Source organism: Terriglobus aquaticus, from assembly GCF_025685415.1.
Taxonomy (GTDB): domain Bacteria; phylum Acidobacteriota; class Terriglobia; order Terriglobales; family Acidobacteriaceae; genus Terriglobus; species Terriglobus aquaticus.
The window spans coordinates 2,407,237-2,431,292 of record NZ_JAGSYB010000001.1; the positions used below are offsets into that span (position 1 = coordinate 2,407,237).

Annotated in this window: 21 protein-coding genes and 1 tRNA gene; 12 read left to right on the forward strand and 10 right to left on the reverse strand. The window is 62.6% G+C overall.

Going from position 1 to position 24,056, the window contains the following annotated elements:
• Nucleotides 1-142: 142 nt before the first annotated feature.
• The 4 genes from OHL12_RS10070 to OHL12_RS10085 all read left to right on the forward strand — a co-directional run bounded on the left by OHL12_RS10070 (nt 143) and on the right by OHL12_RS10085 (nt 5,388).
• Entirely contained in the window at nt 143-1,306 is a 1,164-nt protein-coding gene (locus OHL12_RS10070) for a cystathionine gamma-synthase family protein (RefSeq protein WP_263413690.1), read from the forward strand.
• Nucleotides 1,306-2,760, forward strand: a complete 1,455-nt coding sequence (locus OHL12_RS10075) for a serine hydrolase domain-containing protein (RefSeq protein WP_263413691.1) — start codon at nt 1,306-1,308, stop codon at nt 2,758-2,760. The genes OHL12_RS10070 and OHL12_RS10075 overlap by 1 nt, the downstream gene beginning before the upstream one ends.
• Nucleotides 2,761-3,035: 275 nt before the next feature.
• On the forward strand, nt 3,036-3,374 hold the full coding sequence (locus OHL12_RS10080; protein WP_263413692.1) for a hypothetical protein: 339 nt from the start codon (nt 3,036-3,038) through the stop codon (nt 3,372-3,374).
• 232 nt (nt 3,375-3,606) lie between these two features.
• Complete coding sequence (locus tag OHL12_RS10085) at nt 3,607-5,388, forward strand: glycoside hydrolase family 127 protein (protein WP_263413693.1); 1,782 nt, start codon at nt 3,607-3,609, stop codon at nt 5,386-5,388.
• A gap of 43 nt (nt 5,389-5,431) precedes the next feature.
• Here the strand turns inward: OHL12_RS10085 and OHL12_RS10090 are convergent, their stop codons facing one another.
• The 5 genes from OHL12_RS10090 to OHL12_RS10110 all read right to left on the reverse strand — a co-directional run bounded on the left by OHL12_RS10090 (nt 5,432) and on the right by OHL12_RS10110 (nt 14,134).
• Nucleotides 5,432-7,441 carry a S9 family peptidase gene (locus OHL12_RS10090; protein WP_263413694.1) on the reverse strand — a complete coding sequence of 670 codons (2,010 nt, stop codon included), beginning with the start codon at nt 7,439-7,441 and terminating at the stop codon, nt 5,432-5,434.
• 21 nt (nt 7,442-7,462) lie between these two features.
• Entirely contained in the window at nt 7,463-10,396 is a 2,934-nt protein-coding gene (locus tag OHL12_RS10095; protein WP_263413695.1) for a TonB-dependent receptor, read from the reverse strand.
• A 122-nt stretch (nt 10,397-10,518) separates the two neighbouring features.
• Nucleotides 10,519-13,113, reverse strand: a complete 2,595-nt coding sequence (locus tag OHL12_RS10100; RefSeq protein WP_263413696.1) for a M14 family metallopeptidase — start codon at nt 13,111-13,113, stop codon at nt 10,519-10,521.
• A gap of 356 nt (nt 13,114-13,469) precedes the next feature.
• Nucleotides 13,470-13,546: transfer RNA gene (locus OHL12_RS10105), tRNA-Ile, on the reverse strand.
• Between the two features lie 318 nt (nt 13,547-13,864).
• Nucleotides 13,865-14,134: a hypothetical protein gene (locus OHL12_RS10110; protein ID WP_263413697.1), complete on the reverse strand. Its 270-nt coding sequence runs from the start codon at nt 14,132-14,134 to the stop codon at nt 13,865-13,867.
• 78 nt (nt 14,135-14,212) lie between these two features.
• On the opposite strand from OHL12_RS10110, the gene OHL12_RS10115 reads away from it, so the two are divergent.
• The 5 genes from OHL12_RS10115 to OHL12_RS10135 all read left to right on the forward strand — a co-directional run bounded on the left by OHL12_RS10115 (nt 14,213) and on the right by OHL12_RS10135 (nt 17,383).
• Nucleotides 14,213-14,842 carry a D-glycero-alpha-D-manno-heptose-1,7-bisphosphate 7-phosphatase gene (locus OHL12_RS10115; protein ID WP_263413698.1) on the forward strand — a complete coding sequence of 210 codons (630 nt, stop codon included), beginning with the start codon at nt 14,213-14,215 and terminating at the stop codon, nt 14,840-14,842.
• Nucleotides 14,826-15,143, forward strand: coding sequence for a DUF721 domain-containing protein (locus tag OHL12_RS10120; protein WP_263413699.1), 318 nt, complete (start codon nt 14,826-14,828; stop codon nt 15,141-15,143). Before OHL12_RS10115 ends, OHL12_RS10120 begins: the two co-directional genes overlap by 17 nt.
• A complete protein-coding gene (gene gatC / locus OHL12_RS10125; RefSeq protein ID WP_263413700.1) occupies nt 15,140-15,493 on the forward strand; it encodes an Asp-tRNA(Asn)/Glu-tRNA(Gln) amidotransferase subunit GatC in 354 nt (117 codons plus the stop codon). The genes OHL12_RS10120 and gatC overlap by 4 nt, the downstream gene beginning before the upstream one ends.
• Nucleotides 15,494-15,548: 55 nt before the next feature.
• The gene (gatA, locus tag OHL12_RS10130) at nt 15,549-17,021 is read left to right on the forward strand and encodes an Asp-tRNA(Asn)/Glu-tRNA(Gln) amidotransferase subunit GatA (protein WP_263413701.1); all 1,473 of its coding nucleotides are present in this window, start codon (nt 15,549-15,551) and stop codon (nt 17,019-17,021) included.
• 83 nt (nt 17,022-17,104) lie between these two features.
• Nucleotides 17,105-17,383, forward strand: a complete 279-nt coding sequence (locus OHL12_RS10135) for a hypothetical protein (RefSeq protein ID WP_263413702.1) — start codon at nt 17,105-17,107, stop codon at nt 17,381-17,383.
• Nucleotides 17,384-17,467: 84 nt separating this feature from the next.
• Here the strand turns inward: OHL12_RS10135 and OHL12_RS10140 are convergent, their stop codons facing one another.
• Complete coding sequence (locus OHL12_RS10140) at nt 17,468-18,076, reverse strand: hypothetical protein (RefSeq protein WP_263413703.1); 609 nt, start codon at nt 18,074-18,076, stop codon at nt 17,468-17,470.
• A gap of 360 nt (nt 18,077-18,436) precedes the next feature.
• Between OHL12_RS10140 and OHL12_RS10145 the strand changes: the two genes are divergently transcribed.
• The gene (locus OHL12_RS10145) at nt 18,437-18,970 is read left to right on the forward strand and encodes a bactofilin family protein (RefSeq protein ID WP_263413704.1); all 534 of its coding nucleotides are present in this window, start codon (nt 18,437-18,439) and stop codon (nt 18,968-18,970) included.
• 191 nt (nt 18,971-19,161) lie between these two features.
• The gene (locus OHL12_RS10150; protein WP_263413705.1) at nt 19,162-19,887 is read left to right on the forward strand and encodes a hypothetical protein; all 726 of its coding nucleotides are present in this window, start codon (nt 19,162-19,164) and stop codon (nt 19,885-19,887) included.
• A 12-nt stretch (nt 19,888-19,899) separates the two neighbouring features.
• Here OHL12_RS10150 and OHL12_RS10155 read toward each other — a convergent pair whose 3' ends face one another.
• The 3 genes from OHL12_RS10155 to OHL12_RS10165 form a co-directional block, all read right to left on the reverse strand.
• Complete coding sequence (locus tag OHL12_RS10155; protein ID WP_263413706.1) at nt 19,900-20,946, reverse strand: energy transducer TonB; 1,047 nt, start codon at nt 20,944-20,946, stop codon at nt 19,900-19,902.
• A 62-nt stretch (nt 20,947-21,008) separates the two neighbouring features.
• Nucleotides 21,009-22,106: a Holliday junction branch migration DNA helicase RuvB gene (gene ruvB, locus OHL12_RS10160; RefSeq protein ID WP_317889815.1), complete on the reverse strand. Its 1,098-nt coding sequence runs from the start codon at nt 22,104-22,106 to the stop codon at nt 21,009-21,011.
• Between the two features lie 58 nt (nt 22,107-22,164).
• Nucleotides 22,165-22,518 carry an energy transducer TonB gene (locus tag OHL12_RS10165; RefSeq protein ID WP_263413707.1) on the reverse strand — a complete coding sequence of 118 codons (354 nt, stop codon included), beginning with the start codon at nt 22,516-22,518 and terminating at the stop codon, nt 22,165-22,167.
• A 64-nt stretch (nt 22,519-22,582) separates the two neighbouring features.
• Between OHL12_RS10165 and OHL12_RS10170 the strand changes: the two genes are divergently transcribed.
• On the forward strand, nt 22,583-23,560 hold the full coding sequence (locus OHL12_RS10170; RefSeq protein WP_263413708.1) for a DMT family transporter: 978 nt from the start codon (nt 22,583-22,585) through the stop codon (nt 23,558-23,560).
• Nucleotides 23,561-23,603: 43 nt separating this feature from the next.
• On the opposite strand, the gene OHL12_RS10175 is transcribed toward OHL12_RS10170, so the two are convergent.
• Entirely contained in the window at nt 23,604-24,050 is a 447-nt protein-coding gene (locus tag OHL12_RS10175; RefSeq protein ID WP_263413709.1) for a zinc ribbon domain-containing protein, read from the reverse strand.
• Nucleotides 24,051-24,056: the final 6 nt, after the last annotated feature.

The following is a 24,056-nucleotide window of genomic DNA, read 5'->3' on the forward strand; positions in this document are numbered from 1 at the left end:
AGCAAGTAACGGCAAGTCCCGAGCCCACGGGCACATCGTGGGTAAGGGAGCACTTCGGTATGCACACGTTGCACCACCGAAGCAAAGACCACGGTCAACAGATCAGTCAGCAGCAGGGCAGGTGATGTAAATGGAGAAGAGCTTGGGTCGAGCCACAGAAGCGTTGTGGGCAGGCGAGAGAAGTGGACATCCCTTTGGCGCCGCGCAGATGCCGCTGGTGCCGGCGATCAGCTTCGGCTACGACACGGTGGAGTCCTGGAGCGACGTGGCGCTGAACCGTGCACCGGGACACATCTACTCGCGCAACACAAACCCGACACTGGCAGTGCTGGAAGAGAAGATGCGCGTGCTGGAAGGCGCGGCAGCCGCGGTGAGTTTCTCTTCGGGCATGGCGGCCATCAGCAACACGCTGTACACCCTGCTGCGGCCGGGTGACCGCATCGTCAGTGTGACCGACACCTATGGAGGAACGAACCGCATCTTCACGGAGTTCCTGCCGCGCATGGGCGTGGAGGTCGCGCTTGCCCGAACGCATGACGAGGAAGAGATCCTTCAGGAGATTGCGAAGGGGTGCCACGTGCTGTACCTGGAGACGCCGACGAATCCCACGCTTAAGGTGCTGGATCTGCGCAAGCTATGCGCGGCGGGCCGGGCTGTGGGCGCAGTGGTCGTCACCGACAACACGGTGGCCACACCCGTGAATCAGAATCCGCTGGCGCTGGGCAGCCATCTGGTAGTGCACTCGGCCAGCAAGTTCCTGTGCGGCCACGGCGATGCGCTGGGTGGCATCCTGTGCGGCAGCGAGGAGCTGGTGCATCAGGTCTTCGCATACCGCGAGATCAACGGTGCGGTGCTCGATCCTTTCGCCGCATACCTGATCGCCCGCGGTTTGAAGACGTTGGTGCTCAGGGTAGAGCGCCACAACAGCAATGCCATGACGGTTGCGCGCTTCCTGCAGGAGCACCCTGCAGTGGAAGACGTCTTCTACCCCGGCCTGGAGAGCCACGCCATGCACGCCGTAGCCGCCAGTCAAATGCGCGGTTTTGGCGGCATGCTCAGCTTTTCGTTGCGCGAGGGCTACTCGGTGAGCGGGGTGCTCGAGCGCTTGCACCTGGCCTACCGCGCGGCGTCGCTCGGGCACGTGGAGACGTTCGCCGGCATTCCAGCGACTACGAGCCATGTGGAATGCACCGCGGAGCAGCGCGCTGCAATGGGCATTCCCGAAAGGCTGATTCGCTACTCCGTGGGGATCGAAGACGTGAACGACCTGACTGCGGATCTGGCGCAGGCGCTCGAGCGGCCCTGATGAACCGCAGGAGATTTCTGCAGGTCGCGGGGGCGTCGGCACCGCTGTTCGGCGCTGCCATGGCAAACGCTGCAGGCCCGTCCGCCGTGCAGCGCTCGGCCATCGCGCCCGCTCTCAAGGCGACGCTCGACGAGCAGATCGCACGCTACATGCAGCAGAACAACGCTCCCGGCATGCAGTTCGCCCTGGTGGATCTCCGCGGCACCGAGTACCTGGCGAGCTATGGCTTCGAGGATCTGCGGACGCGGAAACCTCTGACCCCGGATCGGCTCTTCCAGATCGGCTCCATCTCCAAGTCGATGGCCGCCATCGCCGTGCTGCAGTTGGTAGAGGAAGGCAAGCTGGACCTGCAGCGGCCCGTGCTCGATACCCTGCCCTTTCTGCCGTGGAGCACGCCTCTGGGGTCAGTAACATTGCAACACGTGCTGACGCACACGACGGGTCTGCCCGGAGATGGATCGCTCTACTTCCCCGGCAACTTCTGGACCCACCGGCAACGGTATGCTCCAGGCGAGCGTTACTTCTACTCGAACATGGCCTTCAACACATTGGGCCTGCTGGTCTCCACCGTGGATGGCCGTTCGTACCAGGAGTCGCTCACGTCACGCGTGTTGCATCCGGCCGGAATGAACGGGACCGTACCGTCGCTTGGCGGAGCGGAATGGGCAAGGCAGGCGACCAGCTATGTGCCGGCAAGCGTGGACGTTCCGTTTCACCGATTCGACGCGCTGCGTGAAGCGCCTCCATTTCACGAGGACACGAGCGCGGGCTGCGTCGCTTCTACACCGCTGGACATGGCCTGCTATTTGCGCTGCCTGCTGCGCGGCGGTGTTGCCGATAGCGGCGCACGCATCCTGAGCCCCGCCAGCTTCAAGAGCATGACCACCTCGCACGTGAAGGCAAACGAATGGGGCCCGCATGCCGGGTATGGATTCGGCATCGGCGTCGACCACCAGAGTGAGGACACCATCCTGATGCACACGGGTGGCATGGTGAGTTTTATGTCTGCGATCTACCTGAACCTGACCCGCGGCATTGCAGCATTCGCCTCCATCAACGCACAACAGGGATACCGTCCCATGCCGGTGGTGCGTTATGCGGTTGAGGCGCTGGCTGCGGAAGGGACCTCCTCCCCGCCGGCGTCGATTGCCGCGCCTGCACCTGAAACCTCGCCAAAGGCAAACGACGCGGGGCCCGTAACCAGGCCGGACCTGGTAGGCACCTTTGTCAACGACGATCCCTGGCAGGGGACATGCAGGGTGGAGGAACGGGCCGGCAAGCTGACGTTGAACGGCACCCCGTTGCAATCGACGGGCGACGGTTCCTACTGGGTTGAATCGGAACCCGGCGCGCCAGACCGCGCGGCCTTTGTATGTGTTGCCGGTGGCCAAGCTCAGATACTACTGGTGAACGGCACGCCCTTTAGAAGGTGGCATGCTCCGCCGATCTCCTAGTCGCGCAGTCAAAGAGTGATAACAGTCACCATCTGAAGCGAAGCGATCAGTTGCTCCCCCCTGAGCGTTCTGGCGATTTGCAAAAGGATTGATCCCGCCGAAGTCTGCCCTACTTAGCCGGCTCCGAACGCAGAGTTGCTGAAGAGAGTTCAACGAAACAGTGTGTGCATGTGACTGCCGAGCGGTAACTCCTACAAACGCCGTTGTGAGAAATAAAGCCCGCTCCCACTACTTACCTTGCTAACCCGCGCACCGCACAAGCTATCCTGTGGACTATGCCACGTGACTTCGCCCAAGTTTCTTCCCAGTTCCTTGCCTCGATCGATGCCGAGATCGAGCGACTCCAGAGTTTGCGTAAGCAAGTAGCCACTGCGGTCGATGCAGACCAGGCGATCACCAAGACAGCAAAGACCGCTCGCAGAGGAATGAGCGAAGAAGGTCGTCGCAAAATCGCCGAAGCGCAGAAGGCCCGCTGGGCCAAGCAGAAGAAGGCCGACAACACCGCGACGAAAGCATCGTCCCGGAAGACCTCTCTGAAGCAGACTGCAAAGAAAGCCGCCACGAAGAAGCCTTCGAAGAAAGCTGCTGCGGCCAAGACGATCGAACAGGCTTAGCCAGACCGTACCGCTCCGGAACTCGAGCGCGGTTTCCTCATTCCCCTCTCGGTGCTTCTCTTTCCAGAGTTCCAGCGTCGTGAGCGCGGCTCGCTGCCTCGCTCTATCTGCTTCCTATATCCTTGCTGCGTAGTTGCCAGACCAAACCCATCTACTTACGGGGGCTGAAATGTCCGCTCCGATCTCTAGAAGAGCTCTGGTCAAGACGGGAACGCTCAGTGCTGGTTGGGCTTTGCTTCGTCCTCGCTCTTTCGCGGCCATCTCACCCGTTGTTGGTAAGACCCGCCTCGAGCAGTTCGACTACGGTCAGGTGGAGTTGCTGGACGGCCCCATGCTCGACCAGTTCAGACAGAACCATACCTTCTTCCTGAACCTGAGCGATGACATGATGCTCAAGCCATTCCGTGTAGCCGCTGGGCAGCCAGCACCGGGCGAGGACATGGGCGGCTGGTATACGGCGTCACCGAACTTCGACCCACCCAGGAACATGACCGGCTACATCCCTGGGCATACCTTCGGGCAGTACCTCTCTGCCTTGGCGAGAGCGTACGCGGTCACGGGCGACAAGAACACACAAGCCAAGGTGGACCGGCTCGTAAAGGGCTATGCGGCGACCATCTCTCCAAAGTTCTGGAACGATTACTGCCTCCCCGCCTACACGTCGGACAAGACAACCTGCGGTTTGATCGACGCTCACCAATTTGCAGGCCAACGCGACGCCTTGGCTGTGCTGAATCACGCAACAGACGTGGTACTTCCCTTCCTTCCACCGAAGGCCCTGAACCGTGCCGAGATGGCGGAGCGACCGCACCCGAACGTCGCATGGACGTGGGATGAGAGCTACACACTTCCTGAGAACTTCTTCCTTGCCTATCAGCGGAGTGGAGATGTGCGCTACCGCGAGTTAGCGATCCGATTCCTTCAGGACGACACCTACTTCAATCCCCTAAGCGAAGGAAAGAATGTGCTGCCTGGCGAGCATGCATACAGCCATCTCAATGCGCTCTGCTCCGCAGTGCAGGCCTACCTGGTGACAGGAAGCGAAAAGCACTTGCGAGCCGCAACGAATGGCTTCAACTTCGTTCTCTCCACGCAGAGCTTTGCGACTGGCGGCTGGGGCCCCAACGAATCGTTCCGCAAACCCGATACCGACGCCCTGGCGAAGAGCCTTGAGGACACCCACGCGAGCTTCGAGACGCCGTGTGGCGCGTACGGGCACTTCAAGATGGCGCGATACCTCATGCGCATCACTGGCGATAGCACCTATGGGGACAGCATGGAGGCCATTCTCTACAACACGGTGCTCGGTTCCCTGCCGATCCAGGAAGACGGCCAGAGTTTCTACTACTCCGACTACAACAACGATGCTGTGAAGGGCTTTCACCCGGATAAGTGGCCCTGCTGCTCCGGCACTCTGCCGCAGATCACAGCCGACTACGGTATTTCGAGCTACTTCCGCGCACCGGGAGCCGTCTATGTCAACCTGTTCGTGCCGTCGCGCGTCTCGTGGCAGCAGAGCGGTGCACGATACGCGCTGGAACAGCGTACACAATACCCCCTTGTGCCAGTGACCACGCTTCGTGTCCTCGCGCCCAGGCCTGCGACCTTTGCTGTGCATCTTCGTGTGCCGGCTTGGGCGGGTCCCAAGACGGCTGTCCGCGTGAACGGGAAGCCATTCGCATCGTCGCTCCGGCCTGGCACCTTCCTTGCGATCCAGCGTGAGTGGAAGAACAGCGACACCATCGAGTACACCCTGGACATGCCGATTGCGCTCAAGGCGGTCGACTCCAAGAACCCGGACAATGTCGCGCTTATGCAGGGTCCCCTCACTCTTTTCGCGGTGAACGACGTACACGCCCGGTTCAGTCGCGCGCAGCTACTCGGAGCCTCGCAGAAAAGCCAAGGCTCCAACGAGTGGTTAGTCGCCTCGCAGCGGAATGGGAACATCACATTCAAGCCATTCTTCGCGATTCAGCGGGAGCACTACCGTTTGTATCACCAGCTAGCTTCCTAACCTGTTCCGCCGATCGAACGTCGAGGACGTCTTCTCCGCTTCGCTACGGGAGCGCAACGCCTTCCACGGTACTTGGGGAGGCGCCTTTCACACCGGATCCCGGAAAGAGCACCTCTTCTGTGGATGTGCTCGTTAGCCCCTGCTTGGGAGATAGATAGTGGTCGAAAAATGCCTTCTGCTTTTCCCACGCGTCCAGCCTGTGGGCCGGTTGCGCAAAGCCGTGGAGTTCCCCAGCGTAGGTGAAGTAGAACACCGTCTTGTGCGCTGCGTGCAGGGCTTCCACGAAGCGTGCCGACTCCGCGGGCGGTACCTGCGGATCGTTCTGCCCGTGCATGACCAGGAGCGGCGTGTGCACCTTATCGATCGAGAGCAGAACATTCGCGCGCCGATAGTTCTCCGGTTTTTCCGACGGGCTGCCGCCCATCTTCATGCTCCAGCGGATCGCGGACGGGCCATTGGTTCTCTCCAGAAACAGCGCCCGGTCGACCACACCGTACAGCTCGATAGCCGCTGCAAACAGGTCGGGATAGCGCGTGACCATGTAAGCCACCATGGTGCCGCCGTGGCTGCCACCGCCAATGCCGAGCCGGGCCGGGTCTGCACCCTTCTGCGTGACAAGGAACTCGGCGCCCGCTGCAACGTCATCCACCTCGCCGCCGTTCGAGTCCTCCACGTTGGCGTTGCGGAATGCCTCGCCGTAGCCGGTGCTGCCGCGGTAGTTCGGCTCAAGCACCAGGTACCCCTCTTGTGCGAGGTACTGCGCCCAGCCATCTGCGCGGTACACGTCCTGTCCCTCAGGGCCACCGTGAATCCATAGCACCGCAGGCAGCTTTGCACCTGGCCTGGCGCTCTGCGGTTTGTACAGAAGACCGCTGATCTCACGGCCGTCCTTGCTCTTCCACGTAACGCGTTCGGGTGTTTGGAACGCTCGGGCGATCGTGACCGGCGTCGTGCTGGACAGGGACCGCGCCTTGTCGGCTGCATCGCTCGGCACCGTGTACACATCGCCTGTTGTGGTCGCGGTCTGCCGATGAAAGTAGATTTGCTTGCCGTCGTCGGACCAGCGCGGGCTTGAGCTCACGCCCGCCGCCTGAAATTTTGCCGCGGCATGAGCTTCCCCGCCTGAGGCTGGAACGACCCAGATGGCCGATGCCTCCGCGAGGTCACGATTGGAGACGAAGACAATGTTTTTCCCATCCGGCGAGAACTCCGGATCGCTATCTTCAAAGTGGCCTTCGGTAAGCTGCTTGGGAGCTCCACCACTTACCGGCACCACGTAGATGTGCTCCCACCCCGAGTTCTGCAGGGCGGTTGCGATCTGCCGATCGTCATGCGACCAGCTCAACGATCGAATGGACCAACCGCCGCCCCGATCGACCGGCGCAGTGTAGAGCGTGCGAATCGCCTTGGCATCGAACTCCGCGGCGCCGGGCGCAAAGCGCAGCAGTCGAATGCTTCCGCTGAAGCTGTCCTTCGTGCGAGAGACGTAAGCGATCGACCTGCCGTCGTGCGACCACTCGGCCGCGCTTGCCTCTTCCGTGGGTGGCGTCAGAAACGATGTTGTCGTGCCGTCCGCGCTCACCGCCAGCAAGCTGCTGTTTCCGCGTCGTCCGCTGGCGAACACGATCCATTTCCCATCGGGCGACCAGTGCGGGTCACGGTCTCCCGCCTGGCGTGGGTCGCCCGCTCCAGCCGGTGCGTTGGTAAGCCGCCTCGGCGCACCACCATCCACGGCAACCGACCAGATGCTGCCCTGGCTGGCGTAGGCCAGGTGCCTGCCATCCGGCGACCACTGCACACCGGACTTGCCACCGGGCGTGGTGGTAAGAACCACGGGCCAGCCACCGTCCGCAGGCATCATGCCAATCTGCCCACCACGCACCAACGCAAACGTCTTGCCATCGGGCGACAGCGCAGCCTCACCCAGGGGCTCCACTGCCAGCAGGTCCTGCAGCGTAAACTTCGCCGGGGTCTCCGCAGCCGGCAACTGCATCCACGAGGCGCCGGCCATAAGTGCAGCGGCCGCAAAAAGCTTGTAAGAGAGCATCGACATGCAAGTTCTCCGAAGGGTGCCTTAGAAGCGGTAACGTGCGCTAATCTGAGCGGACCGGGGCTGCTGAACGTTCTGTAGTTGGCCAAAGGTGCTGGACGCGATGTTGTAGCCGTTCACGAACTGCTGGCCCGCACCGTTATTGGTCACGTTGTACAGGTTCAAATCGGCTTGGATGGACTGCCGATCTGTTATGTGGAACTCGCGGCCGGCGGACAGGTTCCACTGCAGCAGCCATGGGCAATAGATCTGCCCGGTACCGCGATCGTCGTAGCGAAAGCGGTACGTGGTTGCCAGCGGGTTTGTGACCGTGCGGCCGCTGATGCGCAGCGTCGCCGGGCCGTACTGGCCGGCATAGGGCGTTCCAAGCGCCGTCAGCGTCGTCACCACAGGACCGCCTGCACTGCCCGACTGCGCCGTGAGCAACGTGCCCAGACGGATGTTCCACGGCGCCTTGTACGTCACACCGGTGCGCGACTCGTGCCGCTGCCACATGCGGTCCCGGGTGTCGCCCGTGTAGCTGTTTGTTACATAACCACGCACCGATCCGATGCCGTTGTTGTTCGCGAACTTCTGCGGCTCTATGAACGACGCCGGGTCGTTGGGCTGCCAGGTGCCGGCAATATGGTCCGGCGAGTAGGTGTAAGTGCTGAACACCTGCAGCGCCTTAGTCTGGCGGCTTACCGTGAATTCGACACCGTCGGCGACCAGCCAGTTCCATTTGTTGTTGGTGATCAAGTAGGTGTTGTTCAGCGCGGGGTTCACCAGGCCGCCCCACACCGTACCCCCCGCGGTCGTGTTGTAGATCTGATTGGTGTCGTACGCCGCCGGGCGGTCGCGGTACTCGCGATGGATGTAGCTGACGTCGACCGTCACTTCCTTCGGCAACTGGCCGCGATAGCCGACAAGCCACTCTCGGACGAAGCCCTGGTGACGATTCGGGTCGAAGCTGCGGCCGGATGCTGCGGCGCTGGTAGCCGGCGTAGTGACAGTGTTGAGGACCGATCCGTTCGGGTTGAAGTAAGTAGTAGTGGTCGCCGCCGTGTTCGTGCCGCCCACAGCATTCGCGCCCAGGTAGCTCGCATTCGTGATGTCGGTGATCTTGGTCCAGCTGGCGCGGATCACATGGCGCTGATCGTGCGTGAGCACGAACGCACCCGCGACGCGCGGCGCCCAGTTCCAGGAGTGCTGAATCGTCTGCTTCGCGATGCGATCGCTGGCGGAAATCCAGTCAGGCCGCAGACCACCCGTGATGCTGAGCCGCGAGAAGGGACGCCAGCGGTCCTGGATGTACCACGCCGCGTCCTTAGCGCTGATGTAGTTGGTCAGCAGGCTTGTCGCGGCCACACTCTGCTGGCTGAAGATGCGATAGCCCTGCGACGGATCGTTCGGGTTGTTCAGCACGGCATTCTGCAGCACAACCGATCCGTTATTCGCGTAGTACGTCGTTGCCTTGCTCAGTTCATGCGGGATCACATAGAAGCCGGCTTGCAGCAGGTGCTCACCCCACTTGGATGGAATCACGTAATCCACGTCGCCCGAGAAGGTAGGTTTGCTGGCCGGGTTCGTCCCCACCGACGAAAGATTGTTCAACGTGACGAGCGTGGAACCTTGGCCGATGTAGGTTCCGCTCGAGAGTGCATAGCTCTGGTACACATCCACTTCAGGCTGGCTGCCGACACCACCAATGGCCGACAGACTCGAATTGCTGCCCTTGTTGTTGTAGGAGACCAGGAAGCGTGTCGTAAGCCGCGGGTTCCACTGCGAGACCAGGCGCGCACCATAGGCGCCGCCACCGTACTGCGAATGTGCAATGTTGGCCGCGTACCACTGGTAATTCGCATCCTGCTTGCGGCTGTCGTACTGCACCAGGCCGATCAGCCGATGCTTGTCCGAAAGCTGGAATGTGACGTCACCCAGAAAGACAAAACCGCGCGACTGATTCGAGAAGTTCTGAAAGCCGGGTGCGAGCGAAGTCAGGTAGCCGGTCTGCGTGCTCGTCTGGCTGATGCTGTCGTTGCGGTTGATATAGCGGCCAGAAGCAAAGAACCACGCCCGCTGCCGCTTAATGGGACCACCCACGGCGAAGTCCGGCTGCTCTACCGCTGTGCTTGCCGACGCACCTCCCGGAACGTTGTTTCCGTTCAGCGCGCTTGGCCCGGCAAGATAGAACAACGAGCCGTGGAACTGGTCGCTCCCCGCCGGACTCGCCAGGTTGATCACCATGCCCATGGCCGCCGGCGAGGTGGCGTCGTTGCCGCCGGTCACGATCTGCACATCGCCCAGCGATTCGTTTGAGATGCTGATGCCGTTCGACGGCCAGTTCTGCTGAAAGCTGCCGATATCCATGCCGTCGTACAGCGTCACATGGTTCTCGTTTTCAGACCCGCGCAGAAAGTACGTTTGACCACCCTGCGCGTCGGACGAAGCGCTAACAATGCCGGGGGTCAGTTGCAGCGAATCGGACCAGTCGTGACGGCCTGTGATGGGCACACTACGCAGCAGTTCGCCGCTCAGGTTTACCGACTGCTCGGCGTTCTGCGTGTCGATGAGCGGTGTATCGCCTGTGACCTCAACCACCTGCTGCTCCGACCCAAGGGTGAGTGGCACATCCACGGCGATGTCCAGCCCCGCGCGCACCAGCAGGTTGCCGCGCACAAACTTCTGAAAGCCGGAGGCGACCACCTCCACGCTGTAGTTGCCGGCCTCTGGCAGATCGCCAAGCCGGTAGTTTCCAGCCTGGTCGCTGGTGGCTTTGAACGTGCCGCCGACCGCCGGGCTGCGCACCACGATCTCGGCACCAGGAACGATCGCGCCTGTCACATCGGTCACCTGGCCGTGAATAATGCCGTTCGAGGTCTGCGCTGCAACGGTGCCGCTGAGTACCACGGCAGACAGGGCCAGCACCTGCGGCATAAGGATGGAACTGGAACGGTGAAAGCTCTTCAACGACAGCACTGTCTCTCCTGAAGTTTTGGGACAACGGGGTCTGTGCGGCAGCCACACGAGTGCGGTACCGAGGCAGAGATCAAATTTCCGTTGGGGTCAACAGCGAGCGAGCGAAGATGGAAAGGGCAGGTTCATGGCCGCTCCCCTTTGCGCTTTGTCACGTGTGCCGGCCCGTGTTCCGCGGCCAGCGTTGCTGGAACAGATGTGCCGTAGAGCAGAGCGTTGTAGAAGAGCCGATAGGTGCCCTCTGCCTGCGCCCGGTACTGCGGCTGGAAGCCGAACAGGATGACGTGCCCCTTGCCGACGGGCTCGTCGGCCAGGGCGGACGTTCCCTGCAGATATTGGCCGCCCAGAATCCAACCGCTCAGCAGAGGCTTGCTGCTGGTGTAGTTTGCCGCGGACCGTGCATTGCCGCTCAAGCGAAACGCGGGCCCCTGCTGAAAGAAGATGGGCAGCGTCGGCTTGGAGCCGAGGGCGAGCGGGCTCGACGTATCCAGCGACACCTCAAGGATCGAGCCGGGGATGTAGAAGTCCTTTGCTGCGACGCTTTCCAATGCATTCGACACGGGCGAGTCCTTCGCCGTGTAGACCTGCGACGCACGATTCAGAGCCACAATCGTGCCGCCGCCTTCGGCAAAGGCGCGAAGACTGGCGAGACCGGATTCACCTAAGCCCCCGCGAAACTCCGGCGGCGGCTGCGGTGCGTCGCCATCTTCCCTGCCCAGTCGTCCGCTGGTGATGGCGGACGGTGAATTGTCAGGCAGAATGACCACATCGAAGCGGCGGTTCAGATCGCCTTTCCGAATGTCCGCATCGACCACCGAAGTGTAGGGAATCCCGTTTTGGTCGAAGATCCACCGCGTCCATCCCTCGTCGATAGCTGCGGTCCAGCTCTGATAAAGCGCGATGCGTGGCAAGCTCACCTGCAGAGCCGCGCCCTGCGGTGCAGCCTGTGCCGGCAAGATGGTGATAGGCAAGTGCTTGGCCGCATCTTCCAGCGCCGACTCAAGCCCGTTCTGCTGCGGCACATACAACGAGTCCGGCTCCTGCCCCGGCCCGGGGACGCGGTACACGCGCAGGCCGCGCTTCAGCAGGGCAAACAGCGCATACAGGCTGCTGTTCGAATCGTCGCGGATCAGGTACCCCGGCGCGGAACGCTGCGCCGTAAAACTGCCGGTGGGCGGCTCGGCGTGGGAGACGTTCTCAGTCTCCACCTGGAACGCCTTCTTGACCGGAACAGCCTTCACGCCAAAGAGCAACGGCAGCGTCTGCGCCGTCACATCGTAGGGCCGTTGCAGTGGCCCACCTGGGTACTCCGGGATGTTCGGATAATCCTGTATCTCAAGCAGGGACTTGGCAAACGCGCCATAGGGCTGCGCCAGCTTCACGATGTAACTGCCCGCCGCGTACTGCTTTCCATCCGCAGAGAAAGAAGCCCTGGCCTGCTGCACTTCGTTTGCGCCGGTGATCAGAATATTTACAAGGCGCGCCGCCGCAGCGGATTCGGTCTGCTCGGCGGGAATGACGTAAGCAAAGGGAGCGTCTTTCGGATGCAGCGCGTGCTGGCCGAGTGTGTAGTAGTCGCTCAGGTAGTGTTCCCGATTAATCGCGGCATTCCGAGCGATTGAGAAAAACGCGTCCTGCTGGTAAGCAACGATGTCGCCCAGCGTCCAGCGGCCACCCTTCCATGGATCGGGAAAGTTCCAGGTAGCAAGCTTCGCGTCGAAGCCGATTCCTTTGCCCAGCCGGCTGAACGGGATGTTGATGGGTGAGGCAATGTTCACGCTGGCCGACTCCGTCAGCACCCGCAAACCGTTGTGCAACGCGATGTAGTCGCGCAGCGGAGACCAGAAGTCGTACACACCATGGATCAGCACACCCTGCTTGCCCGTGCGCGCGATGTCGAACGCGGTCTGTGTGCCGAGCGCATTCATGGACTGCACGAGCAGCGGATCGACGTTGGGATCGATCGGGTCAACCCACGGCGGCAGATAGATGCGCGGTCCATTGGACTGCATCTGGTGAATGTCGTACAGGATCTGCGGGTGCCAGGGATTGATGACTTTCTGCACCGCGAGTCTGGTTTCGATCTGCGTGAACGAACTCCAGTCGCGGTTATCATCGTGGCCGACATAGTGGTGGTAGAGCACCACCGGGTTCGACCCCTCGTACGGCGTGCCGAGATACTTCTTGTACCAGTCCACAACCAACTGCTCGCCATCGGGATTCAGCGAAGGAACGAGCACGATGATCACGTTTTGCAGGATGGCGCGGACCTCCGGGCTGTCTTCTGAAGCGAGGCGGTAGGCGAACTCAGCCGAGCTTTGCGCGCTTGCGATCTCCGTGGAATGGATGTTGCAGGTCACCACCAACACCGTCTTGCCGCGTGCCACAAGTTCCTTCGCTTGCTCTGGTGTGGTCACCCGCGGATCCGCAAGCGCCGCCTGCAGGCGCTTATAGTCGTCCAGATGCGCGAGTGTGTCGGGAGCAGAGATCGTCACCGCGACGAATGGCCTGCCTTCCGTCGTCTTCCCCACCTCTTCGTACAACACGCGTTTGGATTGCGTACTGAGCGTCTTGAAGTAGCTGGTCAGCTGCACCCAGTCCGCCAGCTTGCGATCGGTACCGGGTTTGAAGCCAAAGGCCTGTTCGGGCGACGTGATGGCGGTCTGCGCGAGCGCGTTGACGCCCAGCAAGGCAGCAAAAAGAAAGGCAAGTGTCTTCATGTGTTCCTGTGCGGATCGCTACGCGCATACGGCGTACCGCGTGGATTCGAAATGCTTTTGTCTGGTGAAACGAGCCAGGGGACGGTTGGCTGCTATCGACAGGCGCAGGTGTGGCAACAACAAAGCATCAGCTTCGGCAGGGGTGCCGGAAATGCAAAGGTGCTCATCACAGTTCGCTTAGTGTACACACTTCTAGCCGTTGTGCCGCGTGCGCAGTTCGCTTGAGGTCACCGTCATGCCTCAGCAAGGCAGGCCAATCCCTCGTTCAAGACGCGCTTGCTCACTGCCAAGAAGGGCTGTTCTGCACATGCATTGTCTTCAGGGTTTATCCACCCTCGACGCCAAAAGTTCAGAGTTGGTGGGCCCACCAGGACTTGAACCTGGAACCAACGGATTATGAGTCCGCTGCTCTAACCAATTGAGCTATAGGCCCGCCCTGAGATTGTACCGGCGCCCAAATCCCGCACAACCTACGTTCCCTGACCCAAACCGCCCAATGATCTCGTCACCTGAACACACCAGCAGGTAACACTCGCATTTAGTTACCGATTACGTATGTATAGAGTCATGAGGTAATCCCACCATCAGGGGATGTGCCGGCTCAAAATCTCATTCAATATAGTCACAGTTCGTAACACAGACCTGGGAGAAGAGGGACTTCGGCATCCGAAGTCCCCATTTTTTTTTGCGCGAGACACCCGCCCCGCCTCCCTCTTTCGTAACCCAGCCGCAACTCGCGCGAACAGACCGCTCACTCCTGTGGAGTCGTTCCCGGCGTTGTCCCGGTATCCCCTGGCGCGGACGGGTTCAGGTGCCCCCGCGCATTCTCCGGCGTCACCGACCGGATCCCGGTCCCGCCCATCCCGGCCGTGCTCGGGTTCTCACCCCGGTAACCAGACGGCTCTTCGGCCACATGGCCCGGCGCTGCCGGATCCGCAGTCTGCCCCGTCTTCGCCCGGTTCGCCTCCTGCGGCGCTTCATCCCGCGTGGAAATCTGCTCGTTCTTTGGGCTGTCGCTCATCGCCCCTCCTGCTCCTGGGCGGTCGTTCGCCCATTTCGTTCCGATGCAGCGCGCGCCCGCCGCGGCTACCATACGGGTATGGCTTCCACCTCGCGGCCCGCGCTCTTTCTCGACCGCGACGGCGTCATCAACGAAGAAATCGGCTATCTGCATCGCTTCGAAGACGTCCGCTTCGTCCCGGGCGCCGCGGACCTCATCCGCACCGCCAATACGCTGGGCCTGCCCGTCATCGTCATCACCAACCAGGCCGGCATCGGCCGCGGCTTCTACACCGAGGCGCAGTTCCACTCTCTGATGCAATCCATGCGCGACGCCCTTGCCCAGCACCACGCGCACCTCACCGCCGTCTACTTCTCCCCATTCCACCCCGAGCACGGTCTCGGCGACTACCGACGCGACACGGAATGCCGTAAACCCCGCCCTGGCATGCTCTTGCAAGCCGCTCGCGAACACGGCCTCGACCTGTCCGCCTCCGCCCTCGTCGGTGATCGCTGTTCCGACATCGAAGCCGGTGCCGCCGCCGGTGTCCCGCACCGCTTCCTCATCCACGGCACCGAGCCCGAGCCCTGCACCTGCGCCTCCTACACGCCGGTCCAGGACCTCCAAACCGTCACCGGCTGGCTCCTCGACCATTACGGAACAAAGAACCCGCAAACCGATCCCGCCGAAGCGACCGAGGCAGCAAACGCCCATGCAATCGCTTCGTGACATCCTGCGCTCCAGCCTGAGCACCTCGCTGAACGCCCTCACCCCGCTCGACCGCCTGGCCGCCGCCTGGCCCGTCGCAGCCGGTCACGCCATCGCCGAGCGCTCCACAATCGTGCGCCTCAGCGGCACGCAGGCCGGCGTAGAGGTGCGCGACGCGGCATGGCTTCCCGAACTGCGCTCCAACACTCCACGCCTCGTCGCCGACCTTGCCCGCATTAGCGGCGTCCCGCTGACCGATATACTTTTCTTCGCGGAAACCCCGGGCGCAACCCCCGCGGACCTCCGCCGAAAGACCCCATGACCGACATCCCGACCTCAACACCTTCTGCACCGGCCGCCTCCGTCTCGCTCGAAGAGGTCCGCCACGTCGCCGCGCTCGCCAATCTGGAACTCACCCCGGACGAAGAGCCACGCATGCAGCACGACCTGAACGCCATCCTCGCCCACGTCGCGCGACTGCAGCAGCTTGACACCACCGGCGTCGAAGCCATGGCCCAGGTCGGTCAGCTTCTCCAGATTCCCGCCGCACCCGCCGGAGCCGACCTCCGCCCCGACGCCGTGCGCCCGTCCGTCGACCGTTCCGAGGTCATGCGCGAAGCTCCCGAAACCGACGGCCGCTTCTTCAAAGTCCCCAAAGTCATCGAGCGCTAACCAAAGCTGTTCCCTGTTCCCTGTTCCCTGTTCCTGTTCCCTGAAGAAAGCTCCCATGTCCAACAGCACCGGCACCACGCACAACACCAGCAGCATCGCCGCCATCCGCTCCGCCATCGCAGAAGGCAGCGTCACCGCCACCGCGCTCGCGACGGAGCAGCTCGCCCGCGTCCGCTCCCACGACCAGGTGCCCGGGGCCGAGATCAACAGCTTCCTTTCGCTCGCCGACGAACGCGCCCTTGCCCAGGCGTCCCGCATCGACGACCTCGCGAAAAAAGGCGATCCGCTGCCGCCGCTCGCCGGCGTCCCCATCGGCGTCAAGGATCTGCTGACCATGCACGGTGCGCCCGCTACCGCAGGCTCCGCGATCCTCAAGGACTATCACCCGCCCTACGACGCAACCTCCGTCGCCCGCCTCGACGCCGCCGGCGCCACCCTGCTCGGCAAGCTGAACTGCGACCAGTTCGGCATGGGCTCCTCCAACGAAAACTCCGCCTTCGGCCCCGTCCGCAACCCGCGCGCGCTTGACCGCGTTCCCGGTGGCTCGTCCGGCGGTTCTGCCGCAGCAGTTGCCGCCGGCTTCTGCACCGCCTCGCTCGGAACTGACACGGGCGGCTCCATCCGCCAGCCCGCCGCCTTTTGCGGCGTCGTCGGCCTCCTGCCCACCTACGGTCGCGTCTCGCGCTACGGCCTCATCGCGTTCGCCAGCTCGCTTGACCGCGTCGGCCCCTTCGCCAACTCCGTCTCCGACGCCGCCGAGCTCCTCCAGGTCATGGCCGGCCCTGACCCCATGGACGCCACCAGCAGCCATGTCCCGGTCGACAACTACGTTGCCGCTGCCAAAGCGCCGGCGACCGGCATGCGCATCGGCGTACCCGCGGAGTACTTCGCCGAAGGCCTCGACCCCGACATCCGTTCCGCCGTCGAGAAGACCCTCGACCAGCTCCGCGCCGCCGGCAACACGGTGCAGCCCATCCACCTGCCGCACACGGAATACGCCGTGCCCACCTATTACGTCCTTTGCACCGCCGAGGCCAGCAGCAATCTCTCCCGCTTCGACGGCGTCCGCTACGGCCACCGCGCCCCGAACGCCAAGACCCTGTCCCAACTCTTCCGTGAAAGCCGCGAAGAGGGCTTCGGCGCCGAGGTCAAGCGCCGCATCCTGCTCGGGACGTACTCGCTCTCGGCCGGCTACTACGACGCCTTCTATCGCAAGGCCCAGCAGGTCCGCACCCTCATCGCGCGCGACTTCCTCGCCGCCTTCGCCGAGGTCGACGCCATCGTCACACCCAGCACACCCGCTCCCGCCTGGAAGCTCGGCGAGCGCGTGGACGACCCTATCAGCATGTACCTTGCCGATATCTACACCGTTGGCCCGTCGCTCGCCGGCATCTGCGGCATCTCCGTGCCATGCGGCGTCACGCCCGCAGGGTTGCCCATCGGCGTCCAGGTACTTTCCGGCCACTTTCAGGAAACGAAGTTACTGCAGGTCGCTGCCGCCATCGAAGCGGCACAGTCTGCGAACTAACGGGAATTCCTCGCGCAACATCTGCAAAACCTCCGTGTTCTTACTAACCGAAAGCAGTTCGGAGTAACACGGAGGATAGCAACATGAAGATCACCAGAACGATTACAAAATGGATGACAGGCGCAGCTCTGGCCGGCGCGCTGCTGTTTGCCGCACCGAAAAAGGCTGAAGCGCAGGTCTCGTTCGGGATCTCGGTTGGCCGCCCTGTTTACGGTTATGGCTACGGATACCGTCCCTACTATCCCGCGCCCTACGCGTACGGTTATCCAGCACCGGTGTACGGCTACTACGGCCGGCCTTACTACCGCCCGTACTATCACGCCTACTATGGCCGTCCGTATGGCTACGGCTGGCGTCGCTAAGTAGCTGACTTACTCAGCAACCTTCTGCAACTTACAAGGCCGGTGCTCTCCAGCACCGGCCTTACTTCTTCCTTTGCCAGACACTCAGTTCCCGTCCTCATCGTCCCCATCCTCCACCAGGACCGTCGAAGACCCCACCACATCCAGGCTCAATGTGTCTCCGCCCTTGGGCGAGAACGTCACCCGCATCGGCTCGCGCTGCCACTTCGCCGGCGCACATACCGGCCGCACTCGCTCCACCTGCGGCCACCGTCCGACCACACGGTCCACCGCCGGCCGCCGCGACCCGATCTGCCACACGACCACGCTCAGCCCGCCGCCCTTCGCCGCCGTGTGCACACCGCAGTACGCTGCAAAGTCGCGGTACCAGACCACGTCGCTGACCCCGGCGTCGAAATCCGGCAGGTGCAGCGCGCTCACCCGCCCAGTCACCCGATCCACGAGCATCCACGGCCCGGGCTGCCAGACCCATCGCATCCCGTGTTCGTCGGGCAGGGTGTCGTTCACGTGCATCACCCGCTGCACTGCAAACGTCCGCTCCGTGATCTCGTGGATCTCGCCGGTCGTCCAGTCCTTCTGCCGCGTATCCACAAACAGCGGCCGCACCCGCAGCGTTCCCGCCTCGTCGCTCTTCTCTTCCTTCGAAACGTCCGCCGCCACAAACGGCACGCGCTTCATTGGGCCCAGCGTCACGCTGTGCGTCCGCGGAGGCTTGGCCGGCTTTGCCTCAGGCTTTCCCTGTCCACCCGCAAGCATCGGCAAAAGCAGACAAAACGCACCCAGTCGCATACGCCTCGCAGCCTAAAAGAACCGCGCCGAAACCGCAACAAACCTGACAAACCGCTGCAAACGGCTGACTCTCTGACTTGCTGACCCGCTCACTCACTGCACCGGGAAGACTTTTCCGCACCTGGCAATCTTTGCCGCCTATGCATTTCCATAGGGGCGCGTAAGATGCTGTACAGAGCCACGGTACGCCCGCGTGTTTTCGCCCGCCCACCTTGCTCTCAACTCCCAGCTCCGACCCCGATCCTGAAAGGAAGTCCCGACCGCATGTGGAAACCGAACACTCCCGGAACCGGCAACGCTAACCCGAATACACCCGAACCGATCCGTCCGAGTGCGCCCACCCCCGGACCTGCCAGCTTCGAGCAGCCCAGCACCCGCACCGCCTCGCCCCAGGCGCCAGCCGCCACCGGCGAGCAGGCCACCATCGGCAAGAGCCTCATGATCAAGGGCGAAGTCACCGGCTCGGAATCCCTCTACATCGACGGCCGCATCGAGGGCACCATCAACCTGCCCGGCAACCGCGTCACCGTGGGCCGCAACGGCCAGGTCGCCGCCAATATCTCCGCCCGCGAAGTCGTCGTCCTCGGCAAGGTTCGCGGCAACTGCCAGGCCTCTGATCGGATCGACATCCGCTCGGAAGGCTCACTCACCGGCGACGTCATCGCCGCCCGCATCTCCATCGAAGACGGCGCCTTCTTCAAGGGCGGCATCGACATCCGCAAGCCCGGCAGCAACGACGCTGGCAAGCCGGCCGGTCAGCAGAGCCTCGAGCCCGTCGCGGTCGAATCCGCCTCGTAAGCTCGTCACCACGCAAACAGGAAAGCCCCGGCCACCTAGCCGGGGCTTCTTGGTTCCCGAACCCACTTTTTGCGCTCTCAACCAACAGCCGCGAGCTTAATCGGAAGTCCAAACCAGTGTCATCCTGAGCGAAGCGAAGAACCTGCTTCTCTCCCGGAGCGGCACCACACCCTCGAAGGAACCCAGGCACCGTGATCCCCCGTCACACCCTTCTTGCTCTCTCGCTGCTCTGCGCCAGCGCCGCGCCCGTCTGTCTCTCCGCCCAGATCAACGGCATCCCCTCCACCGCTCCGACCAGCGGCTCCCAACCCCAGTCCGACAGCGCACCAGCGGAAACCCAGAAGCCCTCCAACCTCATCGCCCCCGCGGTCGATCACCTCAGCCAGGTCGTCAGCCAAATCCAGCTCGAGCGCTGGAAATCCGCCTCGCGCGACGAGACCGACAGCAACCTGCGATCCATCGAACGCAACCTCAAGTCAACGCTCCCCGACCTCGTCACCACGGCCGACGCGCAGCCAACCTCCGTCGCCGCCTCGCTGCCCGTCTTGCGCAACCTCGACGCCCTCTGCGCCGTCATGATCCGCGTCTCCGTCACCGCTCGCAGCAACGCTCCAACACCCCAGGCCGAGTCGATCGCCGGAGCCCTCACCGCCCTCCAAAGCGCCCGCAACACCCTCAGCGACCAGGTCCAATCCCTTGCCACCGCGCAGGAAAAACAACTCAGCACGCTGCAAAGCACCGTAGCCACGCTGACCGCCAAGGCAAGCACACCACCGCCTCCGCCACCCGCCACCGCGGCACCGAAGACCGCGCCCAAAAAGAAAAAGAAGAAGCCCACCGCCGCCAAGCCGGCGCAGTCAGCCCAAACATCGGCCGCGGCAAAGCCCGCACCTGCAGCAGCACCGCCTAAGCCTTAAGCGACACCCAAGCTAGCCGAATCGGTAGTTGACGGTGATCGTCGTATCGACTTCCTTGGGCTGACCATTCTTGAGATAGGGCTTGTAGATCCACTGGCTGACTGCCTCGACAGCCGACTCCGCCAGGTCATCCGCGGGTGCCGAGATCACCTCCAGCGACTCGATCCTTCCCTCTTTCGAGATGATCGCGCGCAGCAACACACTTCCGCTAATGTGCTTCTGCTTCGAGTCCAGCGGGTACACCGGCGCAACTTTCTTCACGATATGCTGCTCCGCCTCACCTGAGCCCACCTTGAACTCGCCTGAAAGCTGCTCCGGTGCGGACACCTCGGCAGGATTCTCCGGCAGGTTCGCTCGCAGCAACTCAGGAGCCGCAACCAGCTTTGTCACCTGCAGCTTGCCGCGTTCCTTCCCACGCTGCGCGAGTGTCACCTGTTGCGCAAACCACCGGTCTCCAAAACGCGCCAGGGCGTTGTAGGTGGCTGAGGTGCCATACGCCAGTTCTGAGAAACGAATGATCGGTCTATCCGCCTCCAGGCAGTACGCACGCGTTCCAGCCCGCCGCGCATACGGGGCCTTCACCGTGTTCGGCTCCAGGATCACGCACCGCAAACTTACCTGCCCAATCTTCTGCGTCTTGTACGTGATCTTGCTTTTCTCAATGGCCTCGTCGGTCGGCCCAGGCCTCAGCATCGCCTCGATCAGCATGCGCTGCATGAACGTCCCGCTCATCGTCGGCGGAGCCGGTCCAATGTTCGCCTGGTCTTCGGGAGCGTAGTTCTCCGGACTCGTACTGTCTTTGACCGTTCGCCGTGAAGTGCCCACCTTGGCGAACTCCTCCGTCCAACGGCCCTGGTTATCCGGCCTGCCCATGAAGTCGCTTGTGCTGAAGGTAGCTTCCAGCCGAAACGGCGTCACACCCTCAGCTTCCAACTGCATCTGCTTCGACGCGGTCTTGAAATCCGCCAGCGTCTGCAAATCCGCCGCGCTCTGCGCACGACACAAGGGACCAAAGCAAACCAACAAGGCAGGCACAGCAAAGCACTTCAAGGCACGCATAACAATCACTCCGGGGCGAACAGCAGTCATTATCCCGTCAGATCGCGCCAACGCCAAGCGCTTTACTCGAACAGCGTAGGCCGCTCCCACTGCTGTGCCTTCACCGGCGGAGCAATGCCGAAGTGCTCATACGCCAGCCGTGTCACCACGCGCCCCCGCGGCGTGCGATTCAGAAATCCAATCTGCATCAGGAACGGCTCGTACACTTCCTCGAGCGCGTCTTCCTCTTCGCCCAGCGCCGCCGCCAGCGTGTTCAAGCCCACCGGCCCACCGTCGTACCGCTCGATGATCAGCCGCAGCAGTCGCCGATCCAGCTCATCGAAGCCGTGCGCATCCACTTCCAGCATCTGCAGCGCCGCCATAGCCGAAGCGCGATCGATCACGCCACCCGCGCGCACCTGCGCATAGTCGCGCACACGCCGCAACAGCCGGTTCGCAATGCGCGGCGTCCCACGCGACCGCATCGCAATCTCCGCCGCCCCATCGTGGTCGATCGTCACGCCCAGCACTTCCGCACTGCGCTCCACGATGAACCGCAGCTCGTCGTCGGTATAAAACTCCAGCCGCAGCAGAATCCCAAACCGCGACCGCAGCGGCGAGCTCAACAGCCCCGGCCGCGTCGTCGCCGCCACAAACGTGAAGGGGTTAATCCCCAGAATGTGTGTGCGCGCCGCCGGCCCCTGCCCGATGATGATGTCGAGCTTGTAATCCTCCAGCGCCGTGTACAGCTTCTCTTCCAGCACCGGCTGCAACCGGTGGATCTCGTCCAGGAACAGCACCTGCCGCTCGTGCAGGTTCGACAGAATCGCCGTCAAGTCGCCCTGCTTCTCGAGAGCCGGTCCGCTCGTCTGCTGAAAGCCCACGCCCAGTTCATTCGCGATGATCGTCGCCAGCGTCGTCTTGCCCAACCCCGGCGGGCCGTACAGCAGCACGTGGTCCAGCGCCTCGCCGCGGCTCTTCGCCGCCTCCAGCGCAATCTGCAACTGCTCCTTCGCCTTGGTCTGCCCAATGAACTCGCGCAGCCGTACAGGCCGCAGCTTCAGCTCCAGGTCTTCATCCTCTGAACCGCGCACCGACGCGCTCACCAGCCGGTCGGCATCCGTCTCCGCTCGCTTCGTCGCCCGCGTCAACTCAAACCGCTTCTTGTTCAGAAAGTCCACGCTCCAATGCTAAAGCAGCGGCGATGAAAGGGCGAAGCTCCGGGTTGGAGACAGACCATCACCGCGATGTACCGCGCTCGCAACTCACGTTTACAGTGACCGTGCTGGTCACGCGGATGGGACGCCCGCCCTGCTGGAAGTACTTGTAGCGAAACTGCCGAACCCACGCTACATACACCGCGTCGCCCTCGCGCCTGTTGACCATCTCCGCATCAACAACATTGCCGTTCTCATCGATTGCTACTCGCGCAATCCACGCACCGTTTGCATGGAACGAACAAAGATTCGGAGGAGCGGGCTTACTCAATAGGTTTCCCGCGACAACACCACTGGACAGCTTTACCGGCGCATCCGCCCCTTGCGCAAAGGCGCACCCTTCCAGCAGAAACAGGCACAACACGACGCGCCACATGGCAGATCTCCGGCAAGCGCCATCAGCATAACTCCACTGCATCGCACTTGCTACCCTGAAAGCAATGCCCCAGCTCTCCTCCAAACGCCCCGCACAAGCGGCCATCGTCGCCGCGTTTCTGTGCGTGTACATCTTCTGGGGCTCCACCTTTGTCGCCATCCGCTACGCCGTGCAGTACCTCACGCCCGGCTTCGTCTCCGGCTTCCGCTACTGGATCGCCGCCGCGATCATCCTCCTCTACCGCGTCGCGCGCGGGCAGTCTATCCGCATCGATCGCCGCGAAGCTCTGCGCCTGCTCATCCTCGGACTCTTCCTGCTCACCGGCAACAACGTCCTTCTCGGCTGCGCGGAAAAATACATCACCGCCGGCTACGCGTCGCTACTCACCGCCAGCGTCCCCATCCTCATCGCGCTCTTCGAAACCTTCATTCCCGGCGGAGAGCCACTCAACCGCGTCGGCTGGGCCGGCACCGTACTCGGCATGGGCGGCCTCACCCTCCTGCTCGCTCCCGTGCTGCGCAACGGCCTCGTCCTGCACGGCCACGGCACCGCGGCCGACAGCGCACTTGCCCTCGGCACCGGCATCCTCATCGCCGCCATCTTCACCTGGGTCGCCGGTTCGCTCATCGGCGGCCGCTACTCCTCGCGCGTGGACCCCGTACTCGGCGCCGCCTGGCAAATGGCCATGGGCGGCACAGTCAATGTCCTCATCGGCACAGCCTTAGGCGGATGGCACACCGCGCACTGGACGCCCGGCGTCTTCAACGCCATCGCATGGCTGTCCATCGCAGGCTCACTCATCGGCTACTCCTGCTACATCTTCCTGCTCGAAAATGTACCCGTCGCCAAGGTCGCCACCTACGCCTACGTCAACCCCATCGTTGCCGTGATCCTTAGCGCCGTCTTCCTGCACGAATCGCTACACGGCCAGCAATGGATCGCCATGGCCATCATCCTCGTCGCGGTCGCCATCGTCACCGCGTCCAAGAGCAAACACGCACCCTCGCGCACACTCACGGAGGAACAACCCGAAGCGGCTTGAAGAGATCCGGTCCAAACGGCCCCAGAAACTCGCAAACCGAGAATCAGAACGGCGAGATAACGACGATCTTTGTTATCCGAAGGACGAAGAACAGCACAACTCCCGCTGCCGTAAGTACGACCGTTTTCTTGGCACGCGGGAAGTCAGGGTCGGTGGTCTGCAGCCCGCGATATCTCACCCACCATCGAATCAGCAGGACAGGGATCGCGATCTCGAGAAATGCGAAGCCGAAAATCCCGATAAGACCGACAAACGGCAGAAATCGTAGAAAGATAAAGCCGATCGCCACTCCTGCCAGAATCCGTACATAACTGGCGTCGCTCACAGCCTTACTCACTCGGCTGGTTTCATTAGCCGCTTGCAATGACGCGTCGCGATCCAGCAGAGCGCCGCAGAAGCGGCAGCTCTGCATCGACGTGTTGATTGTCTGTCCGCAGTTTGGACAAGGAAAGACCTGCACTTCACTCGTAAGGTTCAGAGTCTGCGGCATGTGTCA